Origin of the sequence: Scytonema millei VB511283, assembly GCF_000817735.3 — a bacterium.
Classification (GTDB): Bacteria; Cyanobacteriota; Cyanobacteriia; order Cyanobacteriales; family Chroococcidiopsidaceae; genus Chroococcidiopsis; species Chroococcidiopsis millei_B.
In genome coordinates this window covers 329,147-351,083 of the sequence record NZ_JTJC03000005.1, presented here as the reverse complement: position 1 = coordinate 351,083, position 21,937 = coordinate 329,147, and the positions used below count along the sequence as shown (strand labels likewise).

Here is a 21,937-nt window from a genome sequence, read left to right as displayed (position 1 = left end):
GATGCACGCAAACATACACGCAGACTTTATATTTAGCCGCGTGGTTGAAACATTCCTCTAATTTGCTTGTTATTTTTACGGACAAAGTGCGTTTGCACTTATACCAATCATGGCGATCGCAGTTGCGTTTAGTCAAAAGACAAGCTGTCAAACTTTATCAGTTATCAGTTATCAGTTATCAGTTATCAGTTATTTCTTGCTTGCTATATTAGTTGTAAAAAATCCGAATAGTAAATTTGTACGTGTCAACGATCGAGAATAAATAAAAGCTAACTTTTGTAATACGATATTACAAAAAATTTATATATATCTAAAACTAAAGGTGTACGTCTGAAGTAATAGTTAGCAGCCATTCCAAACAGACCGTCGTATTAAGTCAACAAATTGAGGATAGAAATGAATATTACCTTACTCACCAGACGCAAAATTCTAGGTGCGTTTTTTCTGTCTGGCTTGTTATTAACAGGTTCAGTTAACTACATACATCAAGTTAGCGCTCAAACTCCGGCAGCAGAAACTACTGCCAACAGCGAAGCATACGTCAGAGATGAGTTGTATTTTGGGCGATCGCAACCAGGGGGAGGAGAAGTCACAGAAGAACAATGGCAAAAGTTTGTAGATACTGAAGTGACACCTCGTTTTCCCGATGGATTAACGGTAATAGATGCTTACGGTCAGTTTCTTAACAGTGCTGGAATTCTAGCTAGAGAAGATTCTAAAGTTTTAATATTGCTCTATGTCAGTACTCCAGAACGAGAAAGATCCATTCAGGAAATTATTGACGCTTATAAGTCAAAATTTCAACAAGAATCGGTCTTGCGCGTTACAGATGTACCCGCACGGGTAAGTTTTTAATCGGCGATCGGTGTAGAGACGTTACATGTAACGTCTCTACATTGTTATTCCCTCTGCGTGGCGATCGCCAGTCTTGCGTTTGGTAGTTGCCTCACCACATCCATCACGGAGACAACTTGTCCGTGGTTGACTGATTTATCGGCATTGACTATTACAAGTGCCTCTTGGTTTGGCTGTGCTAGCTGCCGTATTTCTCCACTGAGTGCTTGGAGTTGAGTCGGTTTGCGGTTGACGGCGAGTTGACCTTTGGCATCAATTGTGACTGTAATCGGTGCTTTTGGCTGCGCTTGAGCTGATTTTGACTGAGGTAAATTGACCGATAGCCCCTCAGAACGAGTGAGAAATAAGGTTGACATGATAAAAAATGTCAAAATCGCGAAGATCACGTCAATCATCGGCACGATATTAATCTGTGCTTGAATTTCTGGCTCATCTTGCAGACGCATAGGTTTCTCCCCGTTCGTAAAGACGACGATAGAGTAGTTCTAGCTGACCGCCATACTCTTGAATTGATGCCATTTGCCGCACGTACAATCCTCGAAATGTATTGGCAAATAGAAGCGTAAAGATAGCGACTACCAAGCCGGAAGCCGTTGAAACTAGCGCTTCGCTGATCCCACCCGTGACTCCAGCGGTTTGGCTAGCCCCAACGTTGGCAATGTTGAGGGACGCGAAGGAGGCAATCAAACCCAAAACCGTACCGAGTAGACCTAATAAGGGTGCAATGCTAATGATTGTCTCAAAGATAGTGTTAAATCGTTTCAAGACAGGAATCTCTGCTTGTGCTTCACTTTCTAGAGCAAGGCGAAACTCTTCAGGTGTGGGGCGTTCGAGTTCTAAGGCAGCGAGAAATATGCGTGCCATAGGCAAGTCGGCATTTTGCTTCAGCCTTTCGATCGCGGTGACGACATTTTCCAAGCGGTAGAGGTTTAATACCTCACGGATGACGCGACGCTGGCGCTTATTTATCCGCACCCAAAAAATTGCCCGCTCGATAATTAGGGCGATCGCTAGTATAGAAAATCCGAGCAGGGGCCACATAACCACGCCGCCTGCGGTGAACAGTCTGTTGAATAGCATGTATTGTCTCTGCAATTACAAGTAGTTTGTTGCTAAAGATTCCTATCTACTGCAAGTCATTACAGTATTTTATCGGGTAGAGTTGCAAAAATAGATCGAGTCTAGCGGAGGAAAAGTAAATCTTTATTATTGGCGATCGGGGAGTCGGGAATAGGGAGTAGGGAGCTGAGGGAGCAACTAACAATTACCAACTACCAATTACCAACTACCAATCCTTGAATATAGTGCAAGATCGATAAGGAACTAACTTTGTCGAGGAGATTTCATGACAGCACAGTTTAAGCACGTCATGCTGATGGTGACAGACGTTTTAGCAACGGTGAAGTTTTATCAAGAAGGACTGGGACTAAAAGTAAAAATGGCAAGTCCTGGTTGGGCAGAATTGGATGCTGATGGCACGACGATCGCGCTCCATGCTGCGGAGAGTCAAGCGCAAACGGGGAATTCTCCGATTTTGAGCTTCCATGTAGACGATGTTTATGGGGCGATCGCCAATCTAGAAAATATGGGGGCTAAACTCGAAGGGCGCGTCCGAGAACCTTCTTTTGGCAAAGTTGCTGCTATGCGGACTCCTGACGGACATTTGCTCAGTTTACTTCAACCCGCCTAAGAAGACACTGCCAGAGCTTCCTGTGAGTGTCCCCGGAGCAGATCCATCAATTCGTCGCAGTAGTCGTGGAATATAGAATGACGCTTGACGGTGTGGGTGCGTTCGGGGAGTTTAATTGAAATTTCTTTTCTGACCGTACCAGGACGAGCGCCGAGAGCGTAGATCCGATTTGAGAGAAATACAGCTTCTTCCACATCGTGGGTGATCGTGAAAATGGTGATGTTGGTACGCTGCCACAGATCCAGCATGAATTCATGCATAGACTCTTTAGTGTGAATATCCAAAGCACCAAAAGGTTCGTCCATCAATAATACTTTAGGCTCTGAGGCGAGAGCGCGGGCGATCGCTACCCGTTGTTTCATTCCACCAGATAACTCCTTGGGCAAGGATTTAGCAAACTTAGTCAGTCCAACTACGCTCAAATAGTAACTAGCTTTTTCCCGTCGTTCCCGCTTGGAAAATCCCTGAAGTTTGAGTCCAAATTCAGCATTTTCCTGTACGTTCATCCAAGGATAAAGCGTGTAGTGCTGAAACACCATGCCCCGATCTGGTCCTGGTCCTTGAACGCGCACGCCATCGATTTTCACTTCTCCCGCTGTTGGTAAATCGAGTCCGGCAATCTGGCGCAGTAGAGTAGACTTACCCGAACCCGATGCACCCACAGCACAGATAAATTCACCCCGCTCGATCGACATATTAATGTCTTTGAGGACAACTAACGTTCCCGATTTTGTCTCGAAATTTTTATGGAGTTTGGTGATTTGTAGATACATGGTAGTTGGTAATTGGTAGTTGGTTGACGGTAAACGTGGCGCTACACTGCGTGAAGACAGTTGACAGTTGACGGTTGACTGATAACTGATAACTGATAACTGATTTATCTCTTCTGACTTGCCCACTTACAAGAAACACGTAAGAGCCATTGGAACAAGAGGTCAAAAGTGAGTCCGATGATTCCAATAACGATTAAGCCAACAAAGATTTCATCGGTTTTGAGAAATCGACCGGCGACGCTGATTCTGCGTCCTAAACCTTCGGTTGCAGCAATTAGTTCTGAGACAATGACTAATTGCCATGCGGCTGCTAGGTTAATTCGACAAGCATCAATGATTCCTGGCAAAACGTGGGGAAAAATAACTTGAGTCAATGTCTGCCAGCGATCGCCACCCAAAGTATAGGTGGCTTCGATCAAGTCTTTTGGTACAAACTTGACCGTATCCATCACCATTAAAGAATTGAAGAAAAACACGCCGATGAAAATCAAAGTGATTTTCGGCTCTTCTCCAATTCCTAAATAGAGAATGAGTAATGGAATAAAAGCAGGCGCAGGCATATAGCGCATCAAACCAAATAATGGTTCTAATAAAGCGCGAATACTGGCAAAACTGCCCATCAACACCCCAACTGGAATCGACAACACGACTGCTAACAAAAACCCTACACCCACTCGCCAGAGGCTCGCTACAGTATCCTTCAGCAGTTCGCGAGTCCTCCACAATCGCCCAAATGCTTCGAGTACCCTAGCAGGCGAGGGCAGAAACTTGGGATCTACGCTACCAAATGTTGTCACTAGCCACCAAATCAGCAAGGGCAAGCCGATAGAAGTTGCTACTAGTAAGGCATTTAATGGTCTGGGAATATCTTCAGCCAACCGCCAAAAAACCGTCTGGCTAAGCGTTTTTGGATTAGATGGGGGACGAATCGAGCCTGTATTCATAATTGAGGGACTAGGGGAAGAAGTCGTAAGTCGTAAGTCGTAAGTCAGAATTAACCGATCTCTAGTCACTGATAACTGATAACTGTTCACTGTTTCTCAGCGTATGCTTTGACAAAGCGATCGTCGAAGAGTTTAGTTAGGTCTGGTTTTTGTTTGGCTAAGCCGACTTCTTCAAGAAATTTAGTCATTTCTCCGGCTGCATACATCAGCGAAGTCATGTTGTTACCTGGTTGAAAGGCTTTGAGGTTTTCTTCCAAGGTGAATATCTTGGTTCCTTTGGCGTATTCCTCGTACTCTGCAACGCTAACTCCTGCCCGTTTTGCCATAATTTCTGTTGCTTTGGCTGGTTCTTTTTGCATGTAATCAAGGGTGGCAAACCAGGAATCGACCATTGCTTGCACTTTTTCGGGACTTTCTGCTAGAAACTGACGGCTGACGACTAGATGGTCGGGAATTGCTCCAGGAAATTCTTTGGAACTAAAGAGTTCTTTACTACCAGGACGCTTTAAGGCTTGAGTGGTAAATGGTGCAAACACGGCAACTGCATCTACTTGTCCACCAACAAAAGCGGCTGCGGCTTGTCCTGTTTCTAAGGGGACAAATTGGATGTCTTCTGGCTTCATGCCTGCTTTTTTCATTCCTAATAACAATAGGAAATGATCTACAGCGCCTTCTTCTGCGGCAACTTTTTTGCCTTTCAAATCGGCAATTGTATTGATGCCTTCACGAACGATGACTTTATCGTTGCCTGTAGAGTTGTCGTTGACTAGTATGACGACTTTATCTGCACCACCTGACACGGCACTGATTGTATCGTTAAGAGTCTGGCTGTTAGCATTAATTTGTTCGGTTGTTAGAGCATTAATCGATTCTAAATAGCCGTCAAACCATTTCAAATTGACTGAAGCTTGGTTTGCTTCAAAGAGTTTTTGCTCTTGGGTAACTTGCCAAGGAAGCCAACCAGGCCACGCACTAAATCCCAAGCTAGCAGCGTTAGGAGCAGCATTACCAGAAGCAGCAACATCAGTGGTAGTTGTAATATAAACTGCGGGATTAGTGCAACCTGCTGCGATCGCTAGACTAATGACAAACAGAAAAATTGATTGAATTATCGATCGCAGTTTCATTGCTTTTTCTACTAAAAAGTGTATTCACTGACGCGATCTTTCAGCTAAAAATCTTACAATCTAATACGCTTTAGACTAACGGAGTAAGCCCTTTTTTATCCGTTACTTTTGCTACACTTTTTAGAGAATTTGAAACTTTTAATTATTTCATATTTTTCCAAAAGAATTAGATATTTGCAGTAGGTTATTCGGCATACTTAATATATGCCAAAATTTCTATTTTTAGATTTAGAAACTAATGTTTTCTCTTTTCTAACCTCTGATTCTACTGACCTCTAGCTCTTTTTTAGCAATTTGCGATCGCACCCAGTCAAACCATACTGCTAAACCCTCTCCCGTCTTCGCCGATACGGGAATAATCTTCACGTTTGGGTTAATTTGACGTACATTTGCCACTATTGTGTCAATGTTCATATCTAAATGGATTGCTAAATCGATTTTGGTAATGAGCAAGCAATCAGCTTCGCGAAACATGACTGGATATTTCAGCGGTTTATCTTCTCCTTCCGTAACACTTAGGAGAGCAACTTTGGCGTGTTCGCCTACTTCAAATTCAGCCGGACAAACTAAATTTCCAACATTTTCTACTAGGACTAAATCGAGATCGGCGGGATTGTATTGATGTTCTAATTGATGAATGCCACCTGCCACCATTTTTGAATCTAAATGGCAAGCACGTCCAGTATTAATTGCGATAACAGGTACATTGTATTGACGCAGGCGATCGGCATCTAATTCAGTAGTCATATCGCCTTCAATGACAGCAATTTTGAGATCGTCTTTTAAAGCTGCCAATGTTTTTTCGAGTAATACTGTTTTACCAGCACCAGGGCTACTCATAACATTGAAACAGGTAATTCCCCACTCATCAAAATGGGCGCGATTGCGATCAGCCCCTTCCTGATTGGCATGGAGTAAATTAATCCCAAGGGCAGCATCAGATGTTTGGTGCATATAGCAAGAAGTGAGTAGTGAGTAGTTATCCGTGACTAGTTAGTTTTGACTTTTGACTTTTAACTTTTGACTTACCAATTACCCCTCATCCTTATTTGAATATTCGATGCGATCGATTTTTAGTTCTCGTCCAGAGCGAATGTCGTCCATAGGAGATTTACACTGCGGACAAGCATATTGCAGTCCAATTTCAGGACGATATTCTTGTTGGCAACGATGGCAAAAGGCGATTAAGGGTGTTTCCTGAATTGCTAGTTTTGCCTCTGCAAGAAAGCTATTGCGCGTTTGAACTTCAAAGGCAAATTCCAAACTGGCAGGCTCTACGCAGGTAAACTGACCTACAATCAGGTGAATTCGCGAGATTTTCGGTTTTTCTGGCTGTGCTTCCCACCAGTCGCGCACGGTAAGAATCAGCGCTTTGGTCATATCGGTTTCGTGCATAGAGAGGGAGTAGTTATCAGTGACCAGTGAGCAATGACCAGTGACCAGTGACCAGTGACCAGTTAACAATCCACTACACCGCATACCCTGACAACTGACAACTGATAACTGATAACTGATAACTGACAAACTAAGTCCAAGCGACGAGTTCGGGTTGGGATTCGGGATGAATGTAAGCTGGTTTCTCTTTGCGGGGTAGTTGTCCCGATAGGACAAGGTGCGCCATTGTATCGCAAATTACGCGAGTTGCCATTAGAGAGGTGATATCGCTGATGTCGTAGGGGGGCGATACTTCTACAACTTCTAAACCGCAAACGGGGACTTTTTGCACGATTTTACCCAGTAGTGACAGGGCTTCGCGGGGTAACAAACCGCCTGGTTCGGGCCAGCCAGTACCAGGGACAAATCCTGCATCGATGCAGTCGATATCGAAACTGATGTAAACGCAGTCTGTACCGTCTGTTGCTCTTTGGATGGCAAATTCTGCGGCTGCGTCTAAGCCCATTTCGACGATATCTGTAACTGTGAGAATATTGGTAGCGCGGTCGCGACAGACTTTTACCCCGTTTCTTGGGACTTGCCAACCACCAATTCCCAGTTGGACTAAATTCTTCGCTGGCGCATTTTTCATATTAGTGGCGTGAAACCAGGGGCAGGTATGCATCCGTTCGTCCAAATCGGTTTCTTGGGTGTCTACGTGGCGATCGAAGTGAATGATACCAACTTTTTTATCTCCTAAATGGCGACATACACCCCGTACCGTGGGGAAACCGATTGAGTGATCGCCACCCAGAATAATTGGAAATGCCCCAGAACTGAAAATGTGGGCAATGCCTTTAGAAATTTGATCGAAGGATTTTTCGTTGTTGGCGGGAATGGTGAAGATATCTCCAACATCGCAAATCGTAATTTGTTCGCGTAAATCGATACCTAACTCGAAGTTATAAGGCGTGTACAAAGCAGAAATGCGACGGATACCCTGAGGTCCGAATCTGGTTCCAGGTCGATAGGTCGTACCGGAGTCATGGGGAACGCCAACGATCGCCACGTCGTAATTTCCTACCTGACGCACATCTTCTAAGTATGGGGCTTTGAGGAAAGTATTAATTCCGGCGTAGTGGGGTAACTCGCCACGAGAAAAGGTAGGAATCGTGCGATCGCGAATACTCTGCGCTGCTTCTAATCCGTATTCCAGTCCTTTCGATACCTCTTGCTGCCAACCTGTCATCGGCAGTCGTGTTTCTAATTCTAAAGCGCGTTGGGCTTCAGTAGGTGGTTGATGAGTGTTATTGTCTGGACTCTGAAACAAAGGATTTTCAGAATTATGAGTCATGCGATCGCCCTCGCTCAATTGTTCAAACTAGATTAAGTTGCTATTTATGCAAAAAGCCCAGGAGACAACATCAGTCATGTCAACTGATATTCCTCCCAGGCTTTTCTCCTTCCGTGTCACTAGCTACTCGACTAAAAACTCAGAAAATTCTTAGCACTGCTAGCTCGCTTCTCTTGGACCTGCATTTGCTACGCGAGCTAACAGCGTCAGCTGAGACGCTACAAACCGGAACCCTAGAAGCTTGGTATTATAAACTTGTCTTTGAACGGCATTCCTTACTCAGCTAAAAGCAAACTCTGTTTACTTTTGAGTTTACTTCTCTGTAGTATTTGAATGCTGTATACAACCTGCTAATAGCGACATTATCAACCGCCGGATCGGGCAACTGTATTAAATGTTACTAATTTTATTAAATGTCTAAATTTCCTAACATAATTGTTTGCTATCTTTCTGGAGTCGTGAAGGTTACTGGGGTGGGACAATACAAATCAGTTATCAGAGAGCAGGGAGCAGGGAGCAGCGACCAATGACTAATGACCAATGACTAATGACCAATGACTAATGACCAATGACTAATGACCACTCACTACTAAAAATGTTGAAACGAATTGCATCGATTTTACTCGTAGTACTGATGGCGCTGAGTCTATCGGGTTGCGTACTCTCAACTGCTGGACTCAAAAGCTTTGTCGATAGCGTTGATGGATATGAGTTCTTGTACCCTAACGGCTGGCTACCAGTTAAAGTAACAGACGGTCCCGATATCGTATTGCACGATTTGATTGAAACCACAGAGAATGTTTCTGTCGTTATCGGTTCCATCGCAGATGGCAAAACCCTAGCCGATTTGGGAACTCCTGGCGATGTGGGTTATAAACTGGGCAAAAGTGCGATCGCACCCCCTGATTCAGGACGAGAAGCAGAATTAATCAATGCTGGGCAGCAAGACTATAACGGGAAAACTTACTACATACTAGAATATGCTGTAAAGTTACCCGATCGGCAACAACGGCACAATCTTGCTAGTGTTGCCGTTAGTCGTGGCAAACTCTTTACTTTCAACGCCTCCACCACGGAACAGCGTTGGCAAAAAGCCGCACCAAAGCTACAGCAAATGGTTAAGTCTTTTACAGTGTATTAACAGCGCCCGTAAAAAACAAACAACAATGACCGATCGGAATGCTAGATAATAGGAAAGCTTTGTCAATTCCTAGCATTGTCATTACTAACCTGAGTTTGAATCGATAGTTATGCGAACCCACTATTGCGGCGACCTCCGCACAGAAGATATTGGAGCAACAGTTACCCTGTATGGTTGGGTAGACCGTCGCCGCGATCACGGAGGAGTGATTTTCTTGGATTTGCGCGATCGCACGGGACTCGTCCAAATTGTCAGCGATCCTCAACGCACTCCCGATTCATACCATCAAGCGGAAGCACTGCGGAACGAGTACGTAGTCTGCATTACGGGTAGAGTTACCCAGCGTCCTCCAGAATCTCTCAACCCCAAGCTACCGACAGGGGAAGTCGAAATCTATGCCGATAAAATTGAGTTGCTCAATGCTGTCAGCAAACAGCTACCCTTTCAAGTCAGTACGGCTGAAACCGAGTCGGTACGGGAAGAATTGCGCCTCAAGTATCGATATTTAGATTTGCGTCGCGATCGCATGAATCGCAATCTGCAACTACGCCACCAAGTTATCAAAGCCATGCGCCGTTTTCTAGAAGACGCACAAGGCTTTATTGAAATCGAAACCCCCATTCTTACCCGTTCTACTCCCGAAGGTGCAAGAGACTACTTGGTTCCCAGTCGCGCCAACCCGGGTGAGTGGTTTGCTCTACCACAATCGCCGCAATTATTCAAGCAATTGCTGATGGTATCGGGTTTTGACCGCTACTATCAAATTGCCCGTTGCTTTCGCGATGAAGATTTAAGGGCAGACCGTCAGCCAGAATTTACTCAACTAGACATGGAAATGAGTTTCATGTCTCAAGAAGAAATTTTGGAGCTTAACGAAAGTTTAGTTTGTCATATTTTCCAGACAGTGAAAGGGATCGATATACCCCGTCCTTTCCCCCGCCTCACCTACGCCGAAGCGATGGCACGCTACGGAAGCGATAAACCCGATACCCGCTTCGGTCTGGAATTAGTCGATGTCTCCGATCTCGTCAAAGACTCCGGCTTCAAAGTCTTTTCCGGTGCTGTAAAATCTGGAGGGATTGTCAAAATTCTACCTATTCCCAACGGCAATGAAGCCATTTCCAACGTGCGGATCAAACCAGGCGGCGACTTATTTAAGGAAGCCGAAAGCGCAGGTGCAAAGGGACTTGCTTATATCCGCGTTCGTGAAGACGGAGAAATCGACACGATTGGAGCAATTAAAGACAACCTCAGCCCCGAACAAAAACAAGAACTCTTAAGTCGCACTGGGGCAAAACCAGGACATTTATTACTATTTGGTGCTGGAGCCACGGATGTAGTCAACAAAACTTTAGACCGCTTGCGACAAGTTATCGGCTGTGAATTGGGGCATATCGATCCCAGCAAAATCAATTTGTTGTGGGTGACTGATTTCCCCATGTTTGAATGGAATGCCGACGAAAAGCGTCTAGAAGCGTTACACCACCCCTTTACAGCCCCCCATCCCGACGACCTACACGACCTCAAAACCGCCCGCGCCCAAGCTTACGATTTAGTCTTCAACGGCTTTGAAGTCGGCGGCGGAAGCTTGCGGATTTATCAACGGGAAGTCCAAGAACAGGTTTTTGCCGCAATTGGTTTGTCGATAGAAGAAGCTTATAACAAATTTGGCTTTCTCCTAGAAGCATTTGAATACGGCACTCCTCCCCACGGCGGGATCGCCTACGGATTAGACCGTTTGGTGATGTTACTCGCAGGGGAAGAATCAATTCGGGATGCGATCGCTTTTCCAAAAACGCAACAAGCTCGTTGTCTACTAACTGATGCACCTTCTGGAGTCGATGCAAAACAGTTAAAAGAGTTACATGTCGCTTCGACTTATCAACCAAAAGTAGGAGTAGGGAGTCAGTGAGTGGCTAGTGACTGGTGGCTAGTGGCTAGTAGTAAATAGGGTGTAGGGTGTGGGGAATTTTAAATTGTCTTGCTCCCCCAGCTCCCCCAGCTTCCTCAGCTCCCCCAGCTCTCTTCCCCCTGCTCCCTCATTTAGGGCAATTGCGATCGCAACTTGAGCAAGAACCGAACTCGATTCAATGTAACCGTTTGCTAAGTTTAGGGCAGAATGTATATACCCGAAACTATCCCTACTAGGTGCTGATTTGTCGCCTACACAGTGCCTTAGTGGGCTTATCCCTACACATAAAATTAGGTTGAATCGCACTCAGGAGGCTGATAGCTAGATGGCTGCTACTGATTTTAAGGACTATTACAGTATTTTGGGAGTCAACAAGACTGCCAGTAACGATGAAATTAAACAGGCTTTTCGCAGGCTAGCCCGTAAATTTCACCCGGATGTTAACCCAGGTAACAAGCAAGCCGAGGCGCGATTCAAGGAAGTCAACGAAGCTTACGAAGTGCTTTCAGATCCAGACAAGCGCCGTAAATACGATCAATTCGGTCAGTACTGGAAGCAAGCCGGACAAGCTTGGTCGCCTGGTGGCGCTGGTGCTGGTGGGGTTAATGTTGGTTTCGACGATTTTGAGTTTGGTAGATACGGCAGTTTTGATGAGTTTATCAACGATCTCCTCGGTCGTTTTGGTGGTGCTGGCGCACCTGGCACACCTGGGGCGCGGACTAGTGGAACTCGTCAGACGTATAGTTATACCACTTCTGGTAGAAAATCTTCTGGAACGAGCGGTTTTGACGGTTTCACCGATCCAATGGCTGGTTTTGATGGTTCCGCAGCTAGCACCGACAGAGAGGCAGCGATCGCCCTCACTTTATCAGAAGCGTTTCACGGCGTACAAAAACGGCTGAGTATTGGTAGTGAAACTATTGAAGTCCGCATTCCGCCAGGGGCAAAACCTGGTAGCCGCGTCCGCGTACGGGGCAAGGGTTTAGTTAATCCTGCTACGCAGCAACGAGGCGATTTGTACTTGAAAGTGGACATTCAACCGCACTCTTTCTTCAAGTTTGAAGGCGACAATCTCGTCTGCGAAGTGCCAATTACTCCCGATGAAGCAGTTCTTGGTGCAGCAATTGACGTTCCTACTCCCGATGGTTCTGTCAAGCTTAATGTTCCAGCTGGAGTTCGTTCCGGTCAATCTCTACGTTTACGCGGTAAAGGTTGGATTCTACCAAAAGGTGGACGCACCGATTTGCTGGTAAAAATTGCGATCGTTCCACCCAAAGATTTAAGCAGTACGGAGCGGGAGTATTATGAAAAGATTCGCAGTAGTCGTAGTTTTAATCCCCGCGATCGCTTGCCACAAGTCCACTTATAAATTTGTGGGGTGCGTTTGTAACGCACCCAACCAAAACTCAATCAACTACTGCTAACATTTGCTCTACACTGGCATTGTGGTCGAGGAAAGAAAACAAGTGTTTGTAACGCAATCTGCCCTGTTTATCTAATACAAACTGAGCGGGTAAAGGCGCACCCAGAGCTTGCCCCGTGCCGTATGCTCTAAATACATTGCAGCTAGGATCGCTCAGTAACGGCATTCTTAAACCTAGATCTCTGACGACGATCTGACTTTGTTTTTCATCAGTACTCGTAATCATTATTAACTCAACACCGCGATCGCGAAAACGATCGTATTTCTCATTCACATCTTTGATATGCGGGAAGCAAAAAGGACAGTACTGCTTTTCCGTAAAAATCCGTGTAAACGCCAAAATAACTGGTTGCTTGCCTCGATATTCTGAAAGCTTAACTTCTCTACCATTAGTAATATCTGGCAATCGAAAGTCTGGTGTTATTGTACCTAAATCTAGACCGCTAGTAGCTGGAATTGGCAAGAAATTACGAAAAAAACGCTCGTTGAGTAAGCCGCTAAAATCGTTTGAAGTTAGTACCATTTTTCTAAGCAGCGTTTCACAAAACTCTATTTTATACAAATATATCTTACAAAACTATAATGATTTTTGCACTGCTTGAACTCATATTCAATCCATATATAGCGAGCCTAAATGATTTGTGAATCTGGGATATTGCTTGTTGACGGTTGACGGTTAACGGTTAACGGTTAACTGTCAACTGTTAACAGTCAACCACCACAACGATCGGTTCATGACTCAAATAGAATCGCTATAGATCGGGATAGGCGATCGCTGCTAAAACAATAAAAAACACTGTAAAGCTGTAGCTAGTTCTTGAATCGATTTAGCTTAGCTAACTGCCGTGTACAAGTGAGAAGAATATCGTGCATCTAGATCTCCCCAACCTCCCTTAAAAAGGGGGACAATGGCAAATTCTAGCATCCTAAATCGCGCATAACTCGCATTGCGGCATTGTGTCCCGCCGCACCAATTACCGAACCTGCGGGGTGGCAACCTGCACTAGCTGAGTATAAACCCTGAATCGGTGTAGCATATGGCAAGCGATCGCTAAACCCAAAAGAATTATCGACGTGATGAATGTGTCCGCGTGTCAAACCAAAATGCTGTTCTAACCTCTGGGGATGGAGGGCAAAAACTTCTTGAACGAGATTGGAAGTACCAGGGGCAAAGCGATCGCAAATTGATAGCAAATGTCTTACATAATTCTCTTCCTCATCTTCCCAGGTTGTCCCTTGTAATTCATAAGGAACCCACTGCACGAACAAAGCTGAATTATGATGTCCTTGCCCGTCTTGTAAAGAAGGATCGAGAGTTGTATGAATGTACCATTCAATCGTCGGAAATTCTGGCAGTCTTCCCGCTTCCACATCCGCAAAAGCTTGATACAGATGCATCATCACTTCCGATTCGTCCGGTAATAAATGAATCGTCGTCCCATACTGACCCTGATTTTCAGGCAAACAAGTAAACTGGGGCAGTTCTCGCAAGCACATATTGACTTTAAAAGTTGTGCCATCTCGCAAGTAACTATCTAGCCTGCGGTTGTAGTCGGCAGCAAAATTCTCCGTACCGACAAGTTGACGCATCCGAAATGGATCGGCGTTAACAATTACAGTGTTAGCAGCAATTTCAGTGCCATCCTGCAACACAACACCCGTTGCTACATTCTGAGAAACTAAAATTTTATCTACACCACGCCCTGTAACAATTTTGGCTCCAGCTTTCACCGCCACCTCTGCCAGACGATTAGTTACTGTCCCCATTCCGCCTCGTACCACCATCCAAGTCCCATCACTTCCGGGGAGGCGACACATATTATGGACGAGAAAATTCATTCCCGTACCTGGAGTATCCCAAGTCCCGAATACTCCTGTAAATCCATCGGTGACAGCATACATTGCCTTAACTAAATCGCTTTTAAAATCAAAGCGATCGAGATATTCGCCAACAGACTTGCGACACAGATCGACAAATGTAGATTTTAGGTGCGATCGCACGTATTTTTCTGCTGTCTCTTCTATCGATAGCGGTTCCTCTAACCACGTCGGGGCAATATCCTCTCTTAGCTGTGTCAGTTCCTCTTGCAGTGCCAAATTTGCTTGCCAGTCAGCTTCTGAAAAAAAGCCAGTAAACTGCTGCTGCATCTGTGCCGTATCGGAACCAAACAGTAGGTAGCGCCGATCTGTTGTCGGGACGAAATAGTGAGGATCGCGCCGGATCGTCGGTAGATCGATATCTAAAATTTTTAGTAGTTCTGGTGGCATTAACCCCAATAAATACGCGCCTGTAGAAATACCTAAGTTGGGCGCAGTACGAAAAGGTGTTTCTGTCCGACAAGCCCCACCAATCGCCTGTTTTTCTTCCAGAACCAACACGTTCAATCCCTGACGGGCAAGTAGTAATGCCGCTACTAATCCATTATGCCCAGCGCCGACGATCGCAATATCTACAGAGTGCTTCATACTAAGTGTTTGCGGTCATATGCTGTCACGGATTGAATTCAAGTTCCAGCATTTTGACTTTTGAGTTTTGACTTTTGACTTGCTTCGATCTTGACGCACTCTACGCGATCGCGGGGCTAGACTTTAGCAGTTTTTTACGATCGCGCTGTTTTTTCTGCCTTGCCAATATACATGACTGACGTATTATCTGTAATGCTTGCCCTCAAACTACCCGTTCTCTTGTAGTGCCAGAAAGTAGCGATCGCATCCCAGGGTGAACTTCCAAATAGGCTAAAGCCTTTAATATCAATATTCGTAAAACTCTGCTGTTGCATCAAACTCGTTAACTCCTCTGGTTTGATGAATTTCTCCCAGTCATGAATCCCGCGATCGATCGCTTTGACGACTCCCTCCAAAAACCAAATCATCATCAACTGCGATTGTACAGTCCTGTTGATCGTGTCAAAACAAAACGTTCCTCCAGGCTGCAAGACGCGATGAATTTCCGTGACAGTTTGTTGCCAATTTGTTACGTGTTCTAAAACATCGACACAAACAACCACATCAAAATAGCGATCGGCATAGGGCAGATCTTCGGCATATCCATACTGATAGTCAATCTCGAACCCAGAAGTTGCAGCATGGGCTTTCGCTGTAGCGATACAACTTTGAGAGCGATCGATGCCGAAAACCTTTGCGCCCCGTGCGGCTAAAAATTCGCAAGAAAACCCTCCACCACAACCAACATCCAAAACTCTCAGCCCTTGCCAATTGGTTAAATGGCGATCGAAGTACTGAAAGCGAAGGGGATTAAGGCGGTGTAGGGCGTAAACTTTCGCATCAGGTTGCCACCACTGGGCAGCACTGCGATCGTAAAACTCTAAATTGTTTTTTTTCACTAGCAAACAAATCAGTTGTCAGTTATCAGTTATCAGTTGTCAGTTGTCAGTAACCTGGTTTCACGTAGTTTAGCGTTCGCGTAGCTTGCTTAAGCAAGGGAGTTGTAGCGTTCACATAGTGTAGTGAAGCGTTTAGCGTTTAGCGTTTAGGGTTTACCGTCTACTACCAATGACCAATGACCTTTATACAGTCCGCATTGCCACTCTAGCAGCGTCAAAGTCTACCAGCTTAGCCATAGCGCCACTGCTTAAATCTACAGTATAAAGGGCATTTGGTTGTACGTATCTCGGTGCGCCAAAAGCAATCAGCTGGTTAGCGTTGTTGCATAGTAGGCTTTGCAAGCCATTACCCCAAGAGTTATTATTCAACCGCAATTGTACTAACGGCGTGACACTAGCTTGCGCTAAGTTAATTCTGACGAGAGTAGTAGCACCGTTAGCAACGGAAGTTGTATAAATCGTGCCGTTGGGACAGATTGCTAAGGTACTATATTTTTGGTCAGACGGTAGGCTAAGTCTGACATTAAAAATTCCCGTATTGGGGTTGACTTCTACCAGTCTTACAGGTGGTGTCCCGTTCTTATTGGCAACCAAACCAAGCAGCGTGCCATCTGAAGTTACCATCAAACTTTCGAGTCTTTGCTGGGGTGTAAGTCCTGAAACTGTCACATCGGCGCGAGATATCCCAGGAAAGCTGAGGCGTGTCGGGTTTCTGCCTTTCCTTCTACTGGTTCTAGCGGGAGTCATGGCAACTACAGGCGTACCGTCGATTAAGTAAGCAAAACCGCTAATACTCTCATCCGTGGGCATTGCAGATGTTACCCCCCTCTGCCTTCTCCCTGTTGGCAAGTCAATCGAGCTAATAATGACTTGTTGGGATGTATCAGAGGTATCGGGGGCATCGCCCGTTTCCACAGAGGGACTAGAAACATCAGTACTACTAGAATCTGGGGTAGTAACAGTTCCCCTAGAGCTAATACCCGCGATCGCCAAACCTGACGTTTGTGCCGATGTTTTGCTAGCCAGGTAGCTAAATCCGGCAATTGTAGTTGTGGCGATCGCCAATTGTCCAAACCGACGACGAGAAATTCTAATTTCCATATGAAATAAGTGGTGCGTGGTGCGTGACTGGTGGCTAGTGACTAGTGGCTGGTGACAAGAATTGAGTCCAGTTACTAGTCACTAGTCACTAACCACTGATAACTGTTAACTGTTAACTGTTAACTGATTCGTATCCATCTAGCCACTGAAGGTACGCGACTGTTATTGCTAACGAACAACATGTACCAACCAGCAGGGGCAATATTGCGATTAGATGTCAGAGTCACGGATAGGGAAGTACTGGTTCTAGAGGCGATCGGCAGATCTACCAGCCTTTGTTCTGTATCTAGTCCGTGCGTTGTTGCCATTGGTCTAACTAGGCTGACCCATTGGATGTTCTGCGCTTGGGGGGTCGTAACCGTAAATGTATTGCCCAGGGAGATTTCTGCGGGTGCGTTCTGAATTGTCGGTCGCGATTGCGAGATGTAAGGCGGGCTGTAAATTTCAATTTGCCTATCCTCACAAGGTAGCGGTGGCGAACTGCCTGGAAGGTTGCCATTGCTATCGCATTCATTTAACCGCCTGGGATTACCACCTGTGGTGACAACTCTGCCATCTGGTAACAGTAAGGCAACGGAGTGATAGAGGCGAACTCGGTTAGCTGGAGCTGTAAGCGTCCAAGTATTGGCGATCGGGTCGTAGATCTCTGCGGTCAGTGTAGCAGCATTCCCAGCTTCATCAAATCCGCTCCCATTACAAACTAAAACCGTGCGATCGGGCAGAATTACGGCATTGTGGTGCTTGCGAGCAAAGTTGAGCGATGGTGCAGCTGCATATGCAGGGTTACTTGCGTTTAAGTTGATGATACTGACTCTATTGGTTGCCTGATTGGGATTTCCACCCCCAATTACCATGACTCGTTGGTCTTGAGCTGGTGGAAGCAGTACGCTAGCAGCTTGAGCGCCAGAGTCAGGCTGTTGCAATGCACCTACGGGCGTTTCAGTAATTCTTTGATTGAAGTTTCCTGGTAAGGTGAGCAGGCGAGCGGAAACACCATTGTTAAAGGCAAAATAGCCTCCTGTATAAAAAACTTGCCCCGTAGCGGTCAAGATCAGATGGGCGTAAAGCTCGAAAGGACTGGTAGCTTGAGAAAAAGCTCTCCAAGAGCTGGAATATATTTCTGGGTTGATCGCTAGATTGCCATTCACATCCAGCCCCGATAAGGCAAAAATTCGACCGTTGCCTAGCGTTAGGACTGTAGGATACCAGCGACCGTACTTCATTGAGGCTATGGCTGTCAGCTGCTCGTTACTCGGATCGAATAAAAAAGCAGAGGTTGCTCCATAGAAAGGGTCGTATTGCAGAGTTCCACCTGCAATCATTAAGCGACCATCAGCGCGAAACGATTGTCCGGCACAGAAAAGATCGATGGGTAATCCAGATGGATCTGTTGGTGGCGATTGGCTGGTAAACGTACCGCTATTTACATCCCAAACCACGCTGTTGAAGGGAGAATTGATTCGCGTGGGGTTATTTCCCGAACCAGTGAAGAAAAAGACTTTTCCCGTTCGTAGTAATGCTGCATGGACGGGGTTGATCGGAACTTGATAGGACAGAAGTTGCCAGCTACCTACACCACTGCCTTGGGCTATGAGCGTCCCAGTGCCAAATTTCTTGGTAGGTAAATTAAGTAGTTCGTGTTGAATCACTTAAATTTGTATCCTCCTGATGTCGGTTATCAGTTATCAGTTATCAGTTATCAGCGATCGGTACAGTGAGGTGATATTGTGTCGCACCTTTCTATCACCATTAGCTAATAGCTAATAGCTCATAACTTATTGCTTGTAATTGATGGCTAATTGCGATCGCGTCGATCGCCTCTGTGCTAACTATCTGTATTAATTAGTTTTGTCTCTGCTTGACTTCAGCCCTAAAATGAAGACAAAAAACTCTAGATGACTGCTTTTAGCCTAAACTTTACTCTTGATTTGTGGTAGATCTAACATCCAAATGCTTGCCGAGAGCCAATCGGCAATTTTCTCGGTTAAGTTTGAAAACAACTTTAATCCGCGAATATCTTCTCAATATACACGACATATTGTCAAACTCAAACTGTTTTTTTGACAAAGTTTATATCGAAAAATCATACATTTCATTCGTGCAAATTTTGCACCTTTGGCTTGAATCTTTGCAAAAACTTTGTCTTTTTTGAAACAAAAGCAGGAGAAAATAGCCAAGCTCTAACAAGAGTTAGAAAGAGGCAATTCTTACTACTTTGACTCATTTATTTAAAGGAATAATACAGCAAATCTGCGGTCGGGGAAAACAGAATTTGATTTAGTTTTTTTAAGTGTTTTATCAAAAAAACTACTTTACTTAACGAGTATTTCAATCATAAAAAAAGATTTTGCCAAAAAAATCTCTGCCAACTCAAGTTGCGATCGAAACTCTAGAGAGTCGCTACAATGAAAGTTTGATGCTTCAGCCACTTATATGCCTTTGCCAATTGTTGCCATAGTCGGTCGCCCTAATGTGGGCAAATCTACGCTTGCTAATCGTCTGGCTGGAGTACAGGAGGCGATTGTGTATGACGAACCAGGCGTGACGCGCGATCGCACTTACATGCCTGCTTACTGGTGCGATCGCGAATTTTTGGTAGTCGATACAGGCGGCTTAGTCTTCGACGACGACACCGAATTTTTACCCCTGATCCGACAGCAAGTCATGGCAGCTTTGAGCGAAGCAAGTGCAGTGCTATTTGTCGTTGACGGTCAAACCGGACCACTGCCAGCCGATGAGGAAGTGGCGGCGTGGTTGCGGCAACAATCCTTACCCGTGCTACTTGCTGTCAATAAGTGTGAATCGCTCGAACAAGGTCTGATGCAAGCAGCGCAGTTTTGGGAACTAGGGCTGGGCGAACCATATGCTGTTTCTGGCATTCATGGCAACGGTACGGGAGATTTGTTAGACCAACTGATCGCCCACTTACCCCAACCAGAAGAAATTACTCCAACCAATGAGATTGCTGTAGCGATTGTCGGTAGACCGAACGTTGGTAAATCTAGCTTGTTAAACTCTTTTGTAGGCGAAAGTCGGGCGATCGTCAGCCCAATTTCCGGTACGACACGCGATTCAATCGATACCGTAGTCGAACACCAGGGTCAAACCTATCGCTTAATCGATACAGCCGGAATTCGCAAAAAGAAAAACGTCGAATACGGACCCGAATTTTTTGGCATCAATCGTGCTTTTAAGGCAATTCGCCGCGCTGACGTAGTTTTACTCGTCATTGATGCGCTTGATGGCGTGACCGAACAAGACCAAAAACTCGCCGGACGTATAGTTGAAGAAGGGCGGGCTTGCGTTCTGGTCGTGAATAAGTGGGATGCGATCGAAAAAGATACATACACAATTTACGACTACGAAAAAAATCTGCGAGAGCGGATGCAGTTTCTAGACTGGGCAGAGGCAATTTTTGTCAGTGCTATGACCGGACAACGAGTAGAAAAGATTTTAGAATTAGTAGACCGAGCCGCCGAATCTCACAAACGGCGCGTCTCGACAGCAGTTGTCAACGAAGTACTCGAAGAGGCTTTGAGGTGGCATTCTCCCCCAGTAACTCGCCAAGGACGACAAGGAAGAATTTATTATGGCACGCAAGTCAGCGTTCAACCTCCAGCGATCGCATTATTCGTCAACGATGCCAAGCGCTTCAACGATAACTACCGTCGATACATCGAACGACAATTTCGCCAACAACTAGGTTTTACTGGCACGCCGATCCGGTTATTTTGGCGTAGCAAACAAGCCCGCGACGTAGAAAAAAGCACAAATCGCGCTACCCGCGTGTAGGAGAATTCGGAATTCGGAACTCGGAATTAGATTCTCCCCCTCAGCTCCCTCAGCCCCCTCAGCTCCCTCAGCCCTCTTCTCCCTGCTCCCTGCTCTCTATCACAATGGACTTACTGCGATCGCTACCCATAGGGTTATATCTAGAACAACCGATTGCTTGGCTGCATCGACTCGATCCGAGGGTGAAGTTGGCTTGGTTGCTCAGCTTTTTAGCAGCGCCAATTATGGCAAACTCTCTATACCGAGTGAGTTTAGTCATCTTGCTCATTTTGATTACTTTAACAGCAGGGATTCCCTGGCGAGTTTGGCGACAACAAATGGGTTGGCTGCTCACGTTGTCGTTTTTCGTCTTGATTTTGGGCGCGGTAAGTCCTGACGGTTTAGGCGTAGATCCTCAACCCCGCTTGCCAACTGCCGAACAGAGTGAGATGTTGGTTTTGGGCAATGAGTTTGATGCGGGAGCAGGGAGCAGGGAGCAGGGAGCAGGGAGCAGGGAGCAGAGGGGACAAGGGGGACAAGGGGGACAACGTCAACCAACTACCAACTACCAATTACCAACTACCAACTACCAATACGTATTATTTCAATATTGGATAATTACGGTAACGCGCCGCTCGGTCGAGCTGGCATTGCGCTTGAGTACGAGCCTGTTTACTTTGATTTACAGCACGAATTTATATTTACTCACAACTGCACCAGAAGAAATTACCGCAGGTTTGGAAAGCTTGATGCTACCTTTGCGACGGTTTAAATTGCCCGTAACTGAAATTGCGCTGACTCTAACGCTGTCATTGCGATTTATTCCCCTGGTGATGGAAGAAGTGCAAAATCTGATTCGTTCCGTGCGAACCCGGGCAATAAATTGGAAAAAGCTAGGCATCAAGGGAGCATTGCGGGTGTGGATGGTAGTGGCAGAACGATTGCTAGAAAACTTACTCCTGAGAGCCGAACAAATGGCTAAAGCGATGACGGTAAGGGGATTTACCACTCCGAATACTCATCGCGTCCAATGGCATCAACTGCGCTTTACTGTTAGAGACTGGATTGCCTTGGCGTGTTTGGTTGCATTTTGGGGAATACGCCTAACTTGGGGCAGTGAAATTTGAC

20 protein-coding genes are annotated in these 21,937 nt (G+C 45.6%); 7 read left to right on the top strand and 13 right to left on the bottom strand.

Annotated features, from left to right (window positions below; all coding sequences use genetic code 11):
• Positions 1 to 396: 396 nt before the first annotated feature.
• On the top strand, positions 397 to 855 hold the full coding sequence (locus QH73_RS19200; protein WP_039715863.1) for a DUF3574 domain-containing protein: 459 nt from the start codon (positions 397 to 399) through the stop codon (positions 853 to 855).
• Positions 856 to 899: 44 nt separating this feature from the next.
• Here the strand turns inward: QH73_RS19200 and QH73_RS19195 are convergent, their stop codons facing one another.
• On the bottom strand, positions 900 to 1,301 hold the full coding sequence (locus tag QH73_RS19195) for an ExbD/TolR family protein (RefSeq protein WP_039715864.1): 402 nt from the start codon (positions 1,299 to 1,301) through the stop codon (positions 900 to 902).
• Complete coding sequence (locus QH73_RS19190) at positions 1,285 to 1,935, bottom strand: MotA/TolQ/ExbB proton channel family protein (RefSeq protein ID WP_015153778.1); 651 nt, start codon at positions 1,933 to 1,935, stop codon at positions 1,285 to 1,287. Before QH73_RS19190 ends, QH73_RS19195 begins: the two co-directional genes overlap by 17 nt.
• A 265-nt stretch (positions 1,936 to 2,200) precedes the next feature.
• Here QH73_RS19190 and QH73_RS19185 point away from each other — a divergent pair, with 265 nt between their 5' ends.
• A complete protein-coding gene (locus tag QH73_RS19185) occupies positions 2,201 to 2,545 on the top strand; it encodes a VOC family protein (protein WP_039715865.1) in 345 nt (114 codons plus the stop codon).
• On the opposite strand, the gene QH73_RS19180 is transcribed toward QH73_RS19185, so the two are convergent.
• From QH73_RS19180 to QH73_RS19155, 6 genes are all read right to left on the bottom strand, one after another.
• Positions 2,542 to 3,318: an ABC transporter ATP-binding protein gene (locus tag QH73_RS19180; RefSeq protein WP_039715866.1), complete on the bottom strand. Its 777-nt coding sequence runs from the start codon at positions 3,316 to 3,318 to the stop codon at positions 2,542 to 2,544. The two genes, QH73_RS19185 and QH73_RS19180, sit on opposite strands and share 4 nt — an antisense overlap.
• A 104-nt stretch (positions 3,319 to 3,422) precedes the next feature.
• Positions 3,423 to 4,262 carry an ABC transporter permease gene (locus QH73_RS19175; protein WP_039715867.1) on the bottom strand — a complete coding sequence of 280 codons (840 nt, stop codon included), beginning with the start codon at positions 4,260 to 4,262 and terminating at the stop codon, positions 3,423 to 3,425.
• Between the two features lie 86 nt (positions 4,263 to 4,348).
• Positions 4,349 to 5,389: an ABC transporter substrate-binding protein gene (locus QH73_RS19170; protein WP_039715868.1), complete on the bottom strand. Its 1,041-nt coding sequence runs from the start codon at positions 5,387 to 5,389 to the stop codon at positions 4,349 to 4,351.
• Positions 5,390 to 5,641: 252 nt separating this feature from the next.
• Positions 5,642 to 6,343: a hydrogenase nickel incorporation protein HypB gene (hypB, locus tag QH73_RS19165; RefSeq protein ID WP_039715869.1), complete on the bottom strand. Its 702-nt coding sequence runs from the start codon at positions 6,341 to 6,343 to the stop codon at positions 5,642 to 5,644.
• A 78-nt stretch (positions 6,344 to 6,421) separates the two neighbouring features.
• Positions 6,422 to 6,784, bottom strand: a complete 363-nt coding sequence (gene hypA / locus QH73_RS19160; RefSeq protein WP_039715870.1) for a hydrogenase maturation nickel metallochaperone HypA — start codon at positions 6,782 to 6,784, stop codon at positions 6,422 to 6,424.
• Between the two features lie 130 nt (positions 6,785 to 6,914).
• Entirely contained in the window at positions 6,915 to 8,117 is a 1,203-nt protein-coding gene (locus QH73_RS19155; RefSeq protein WP_039717531.1) for an agmatinase family protein, read from the bottom strand.
• 595 nt (positions 8,118 to 8,712) lie between these two features.
• Between QH73_RS19155 and psbP the strand changes: the two genes are divergently transcribed.
• The 3 genes from psbP to QH73_RS19140 all read left to right on the top strand — a co-directional run bounded on the left by psbP (position 8,713) and on the right by QH73_RS19140 (position 12,539).
• On the top strand, positions 8,713 to 9,258 hold the full coding sequence (gene psbP, locus QH73_RS19150) for a photosystem II reaction center PsbP (protein ID WP_039715871.1): 546 nt from the start codon (positions 8,713 to 8,715) through the stop codon (positions 9,256 to 9,258).
• A gap of 109 nt (positions 9,259 to 9,367) precedes the next feature.
• Positions 9,368 to 11,170, top strand: a complete 1,803-nt coding sequence (aspS, locus tag QH73_RS19145) for an aspartate--tRNA ligase (RefSeq protein ID WP_039715872.1) — start codon at positions 9,368 to 9,370, stop codon at positions 11,168 to 11,170.
• A gap of 325 nt (positions 11,171 to 11,495) precedes the next feature.
• Entirely contained in the window at positions 11,496 to 12,539 is a 1,044-nt protein-coding gene (locus QH73_RS19140; RefSeq protein WP_039715873.1) for a DnaJ C-terminal domain-containing protein, read from the top strand.
• A gap of 37 nt (positions 12,540 to 12,576) precedes the next feature.
• Here QH73_RS19140 and QH73_RS19135 read toward each other — a convergent pair whose 3' ends face one another.
• The 5 genes from QH73_RS19135 to QH73_RS19115 form a co-directional block, all read right to left on the bottom strand.
• Complete coding sequence (locus tag QH73_RS19135) at positions 12,577 to 13,116, bottom strand: peroxiredoxin family protein (protein WP_039715874.1); 540 nt, start codon at positions 13,114 to 13,116, stop codon at positions 12,577 to 12,579.
• Between the two features lie 395 nt (positions 13,117 to 13,511).
• Positions 13,512 to 15,059, bottom strand: a complete 1,548-nt coding sequence (locus tag QH73_RS19130) for a phytoene desaturase family protein (protein ID WP_039715875.1) — start codon at positions 15,057 to 15,059, stop codon at positions 13,512 to 13,514.
• Positions 15,060 to 15,193: 134 nt separating this feature from the next.
• Positions 15,194 to 15,937, bottom strand: coding sequence for a bifunctional 2-polyprenyl-6-hydroxyphenol methylase/3-demethylubiquinol 3-O-methyltransferase UbiG (gene ubiG, locus QH73_RS19125; RefSeq protein ID WP_039715876.1), 744 nt, complete (start codon positions 15,935 to 15,937; stop codon positions 15,194 to 15,196).
• 183 nt (positions 15,938 to 16,120) lie between these two features.
• On the bottom strand, positions 16,121 to 17,038 hold the full coding sequence (locus QH73_RS19120) for a hypothetical protein (RefSeq protein WP_132867380.1): 918 nt from the start codon (positions 17,036 to 17,038) through the stop codon (positions 16,121 to 16,123).
• Positions 17,039 to 17,157: 119 nt separating this feature from the next.
• On the bottom strand, positions 17,158 to 18,687 hold the full coding sequence (locus tag QH73_RS19115; RefSeq protein ID WP_039715878.1) for a galactose oxidase-like domain-containing protein: 1,530 nt from the start codon (positions 18,685 to 18,687) through the stop codon (positions 17,158 to 17,160).
• A 784-nt stretch (positions 18,688 to 19,471) separates the two neighbouring features.
• On the opposite strand from QH73_RS19115, the gene der reads away from it, so the two are divergent.
• Positions 19,472 to 20,830, top strand: coding sequence for a ribosome biogenesis GTPase Der (gene der, locus QH73_RS19110; RefSeq protein ID WP_039715879.1), 1,359 nt, complete (start codon positions 19,472 to 19,474; stop codon positions 20,828 to 20,830).
• 104 nt (positions 20,831 to 20,934) lie between these two features.
• Positions 20,935 to 21,936, top strand: a complete 1,002-nt coding sequence (locus QH73_RS19105) for an energy-coupling factor transporter transmembrane component T family protein (RefSeq protein WP_132867378.1) — start codon at positions 20,935 to 20,937, stop codon at positions 21,934 to 21,936.
• The last annotated feature ends 1 nt before the right edge of the window (position 21,937 follow it).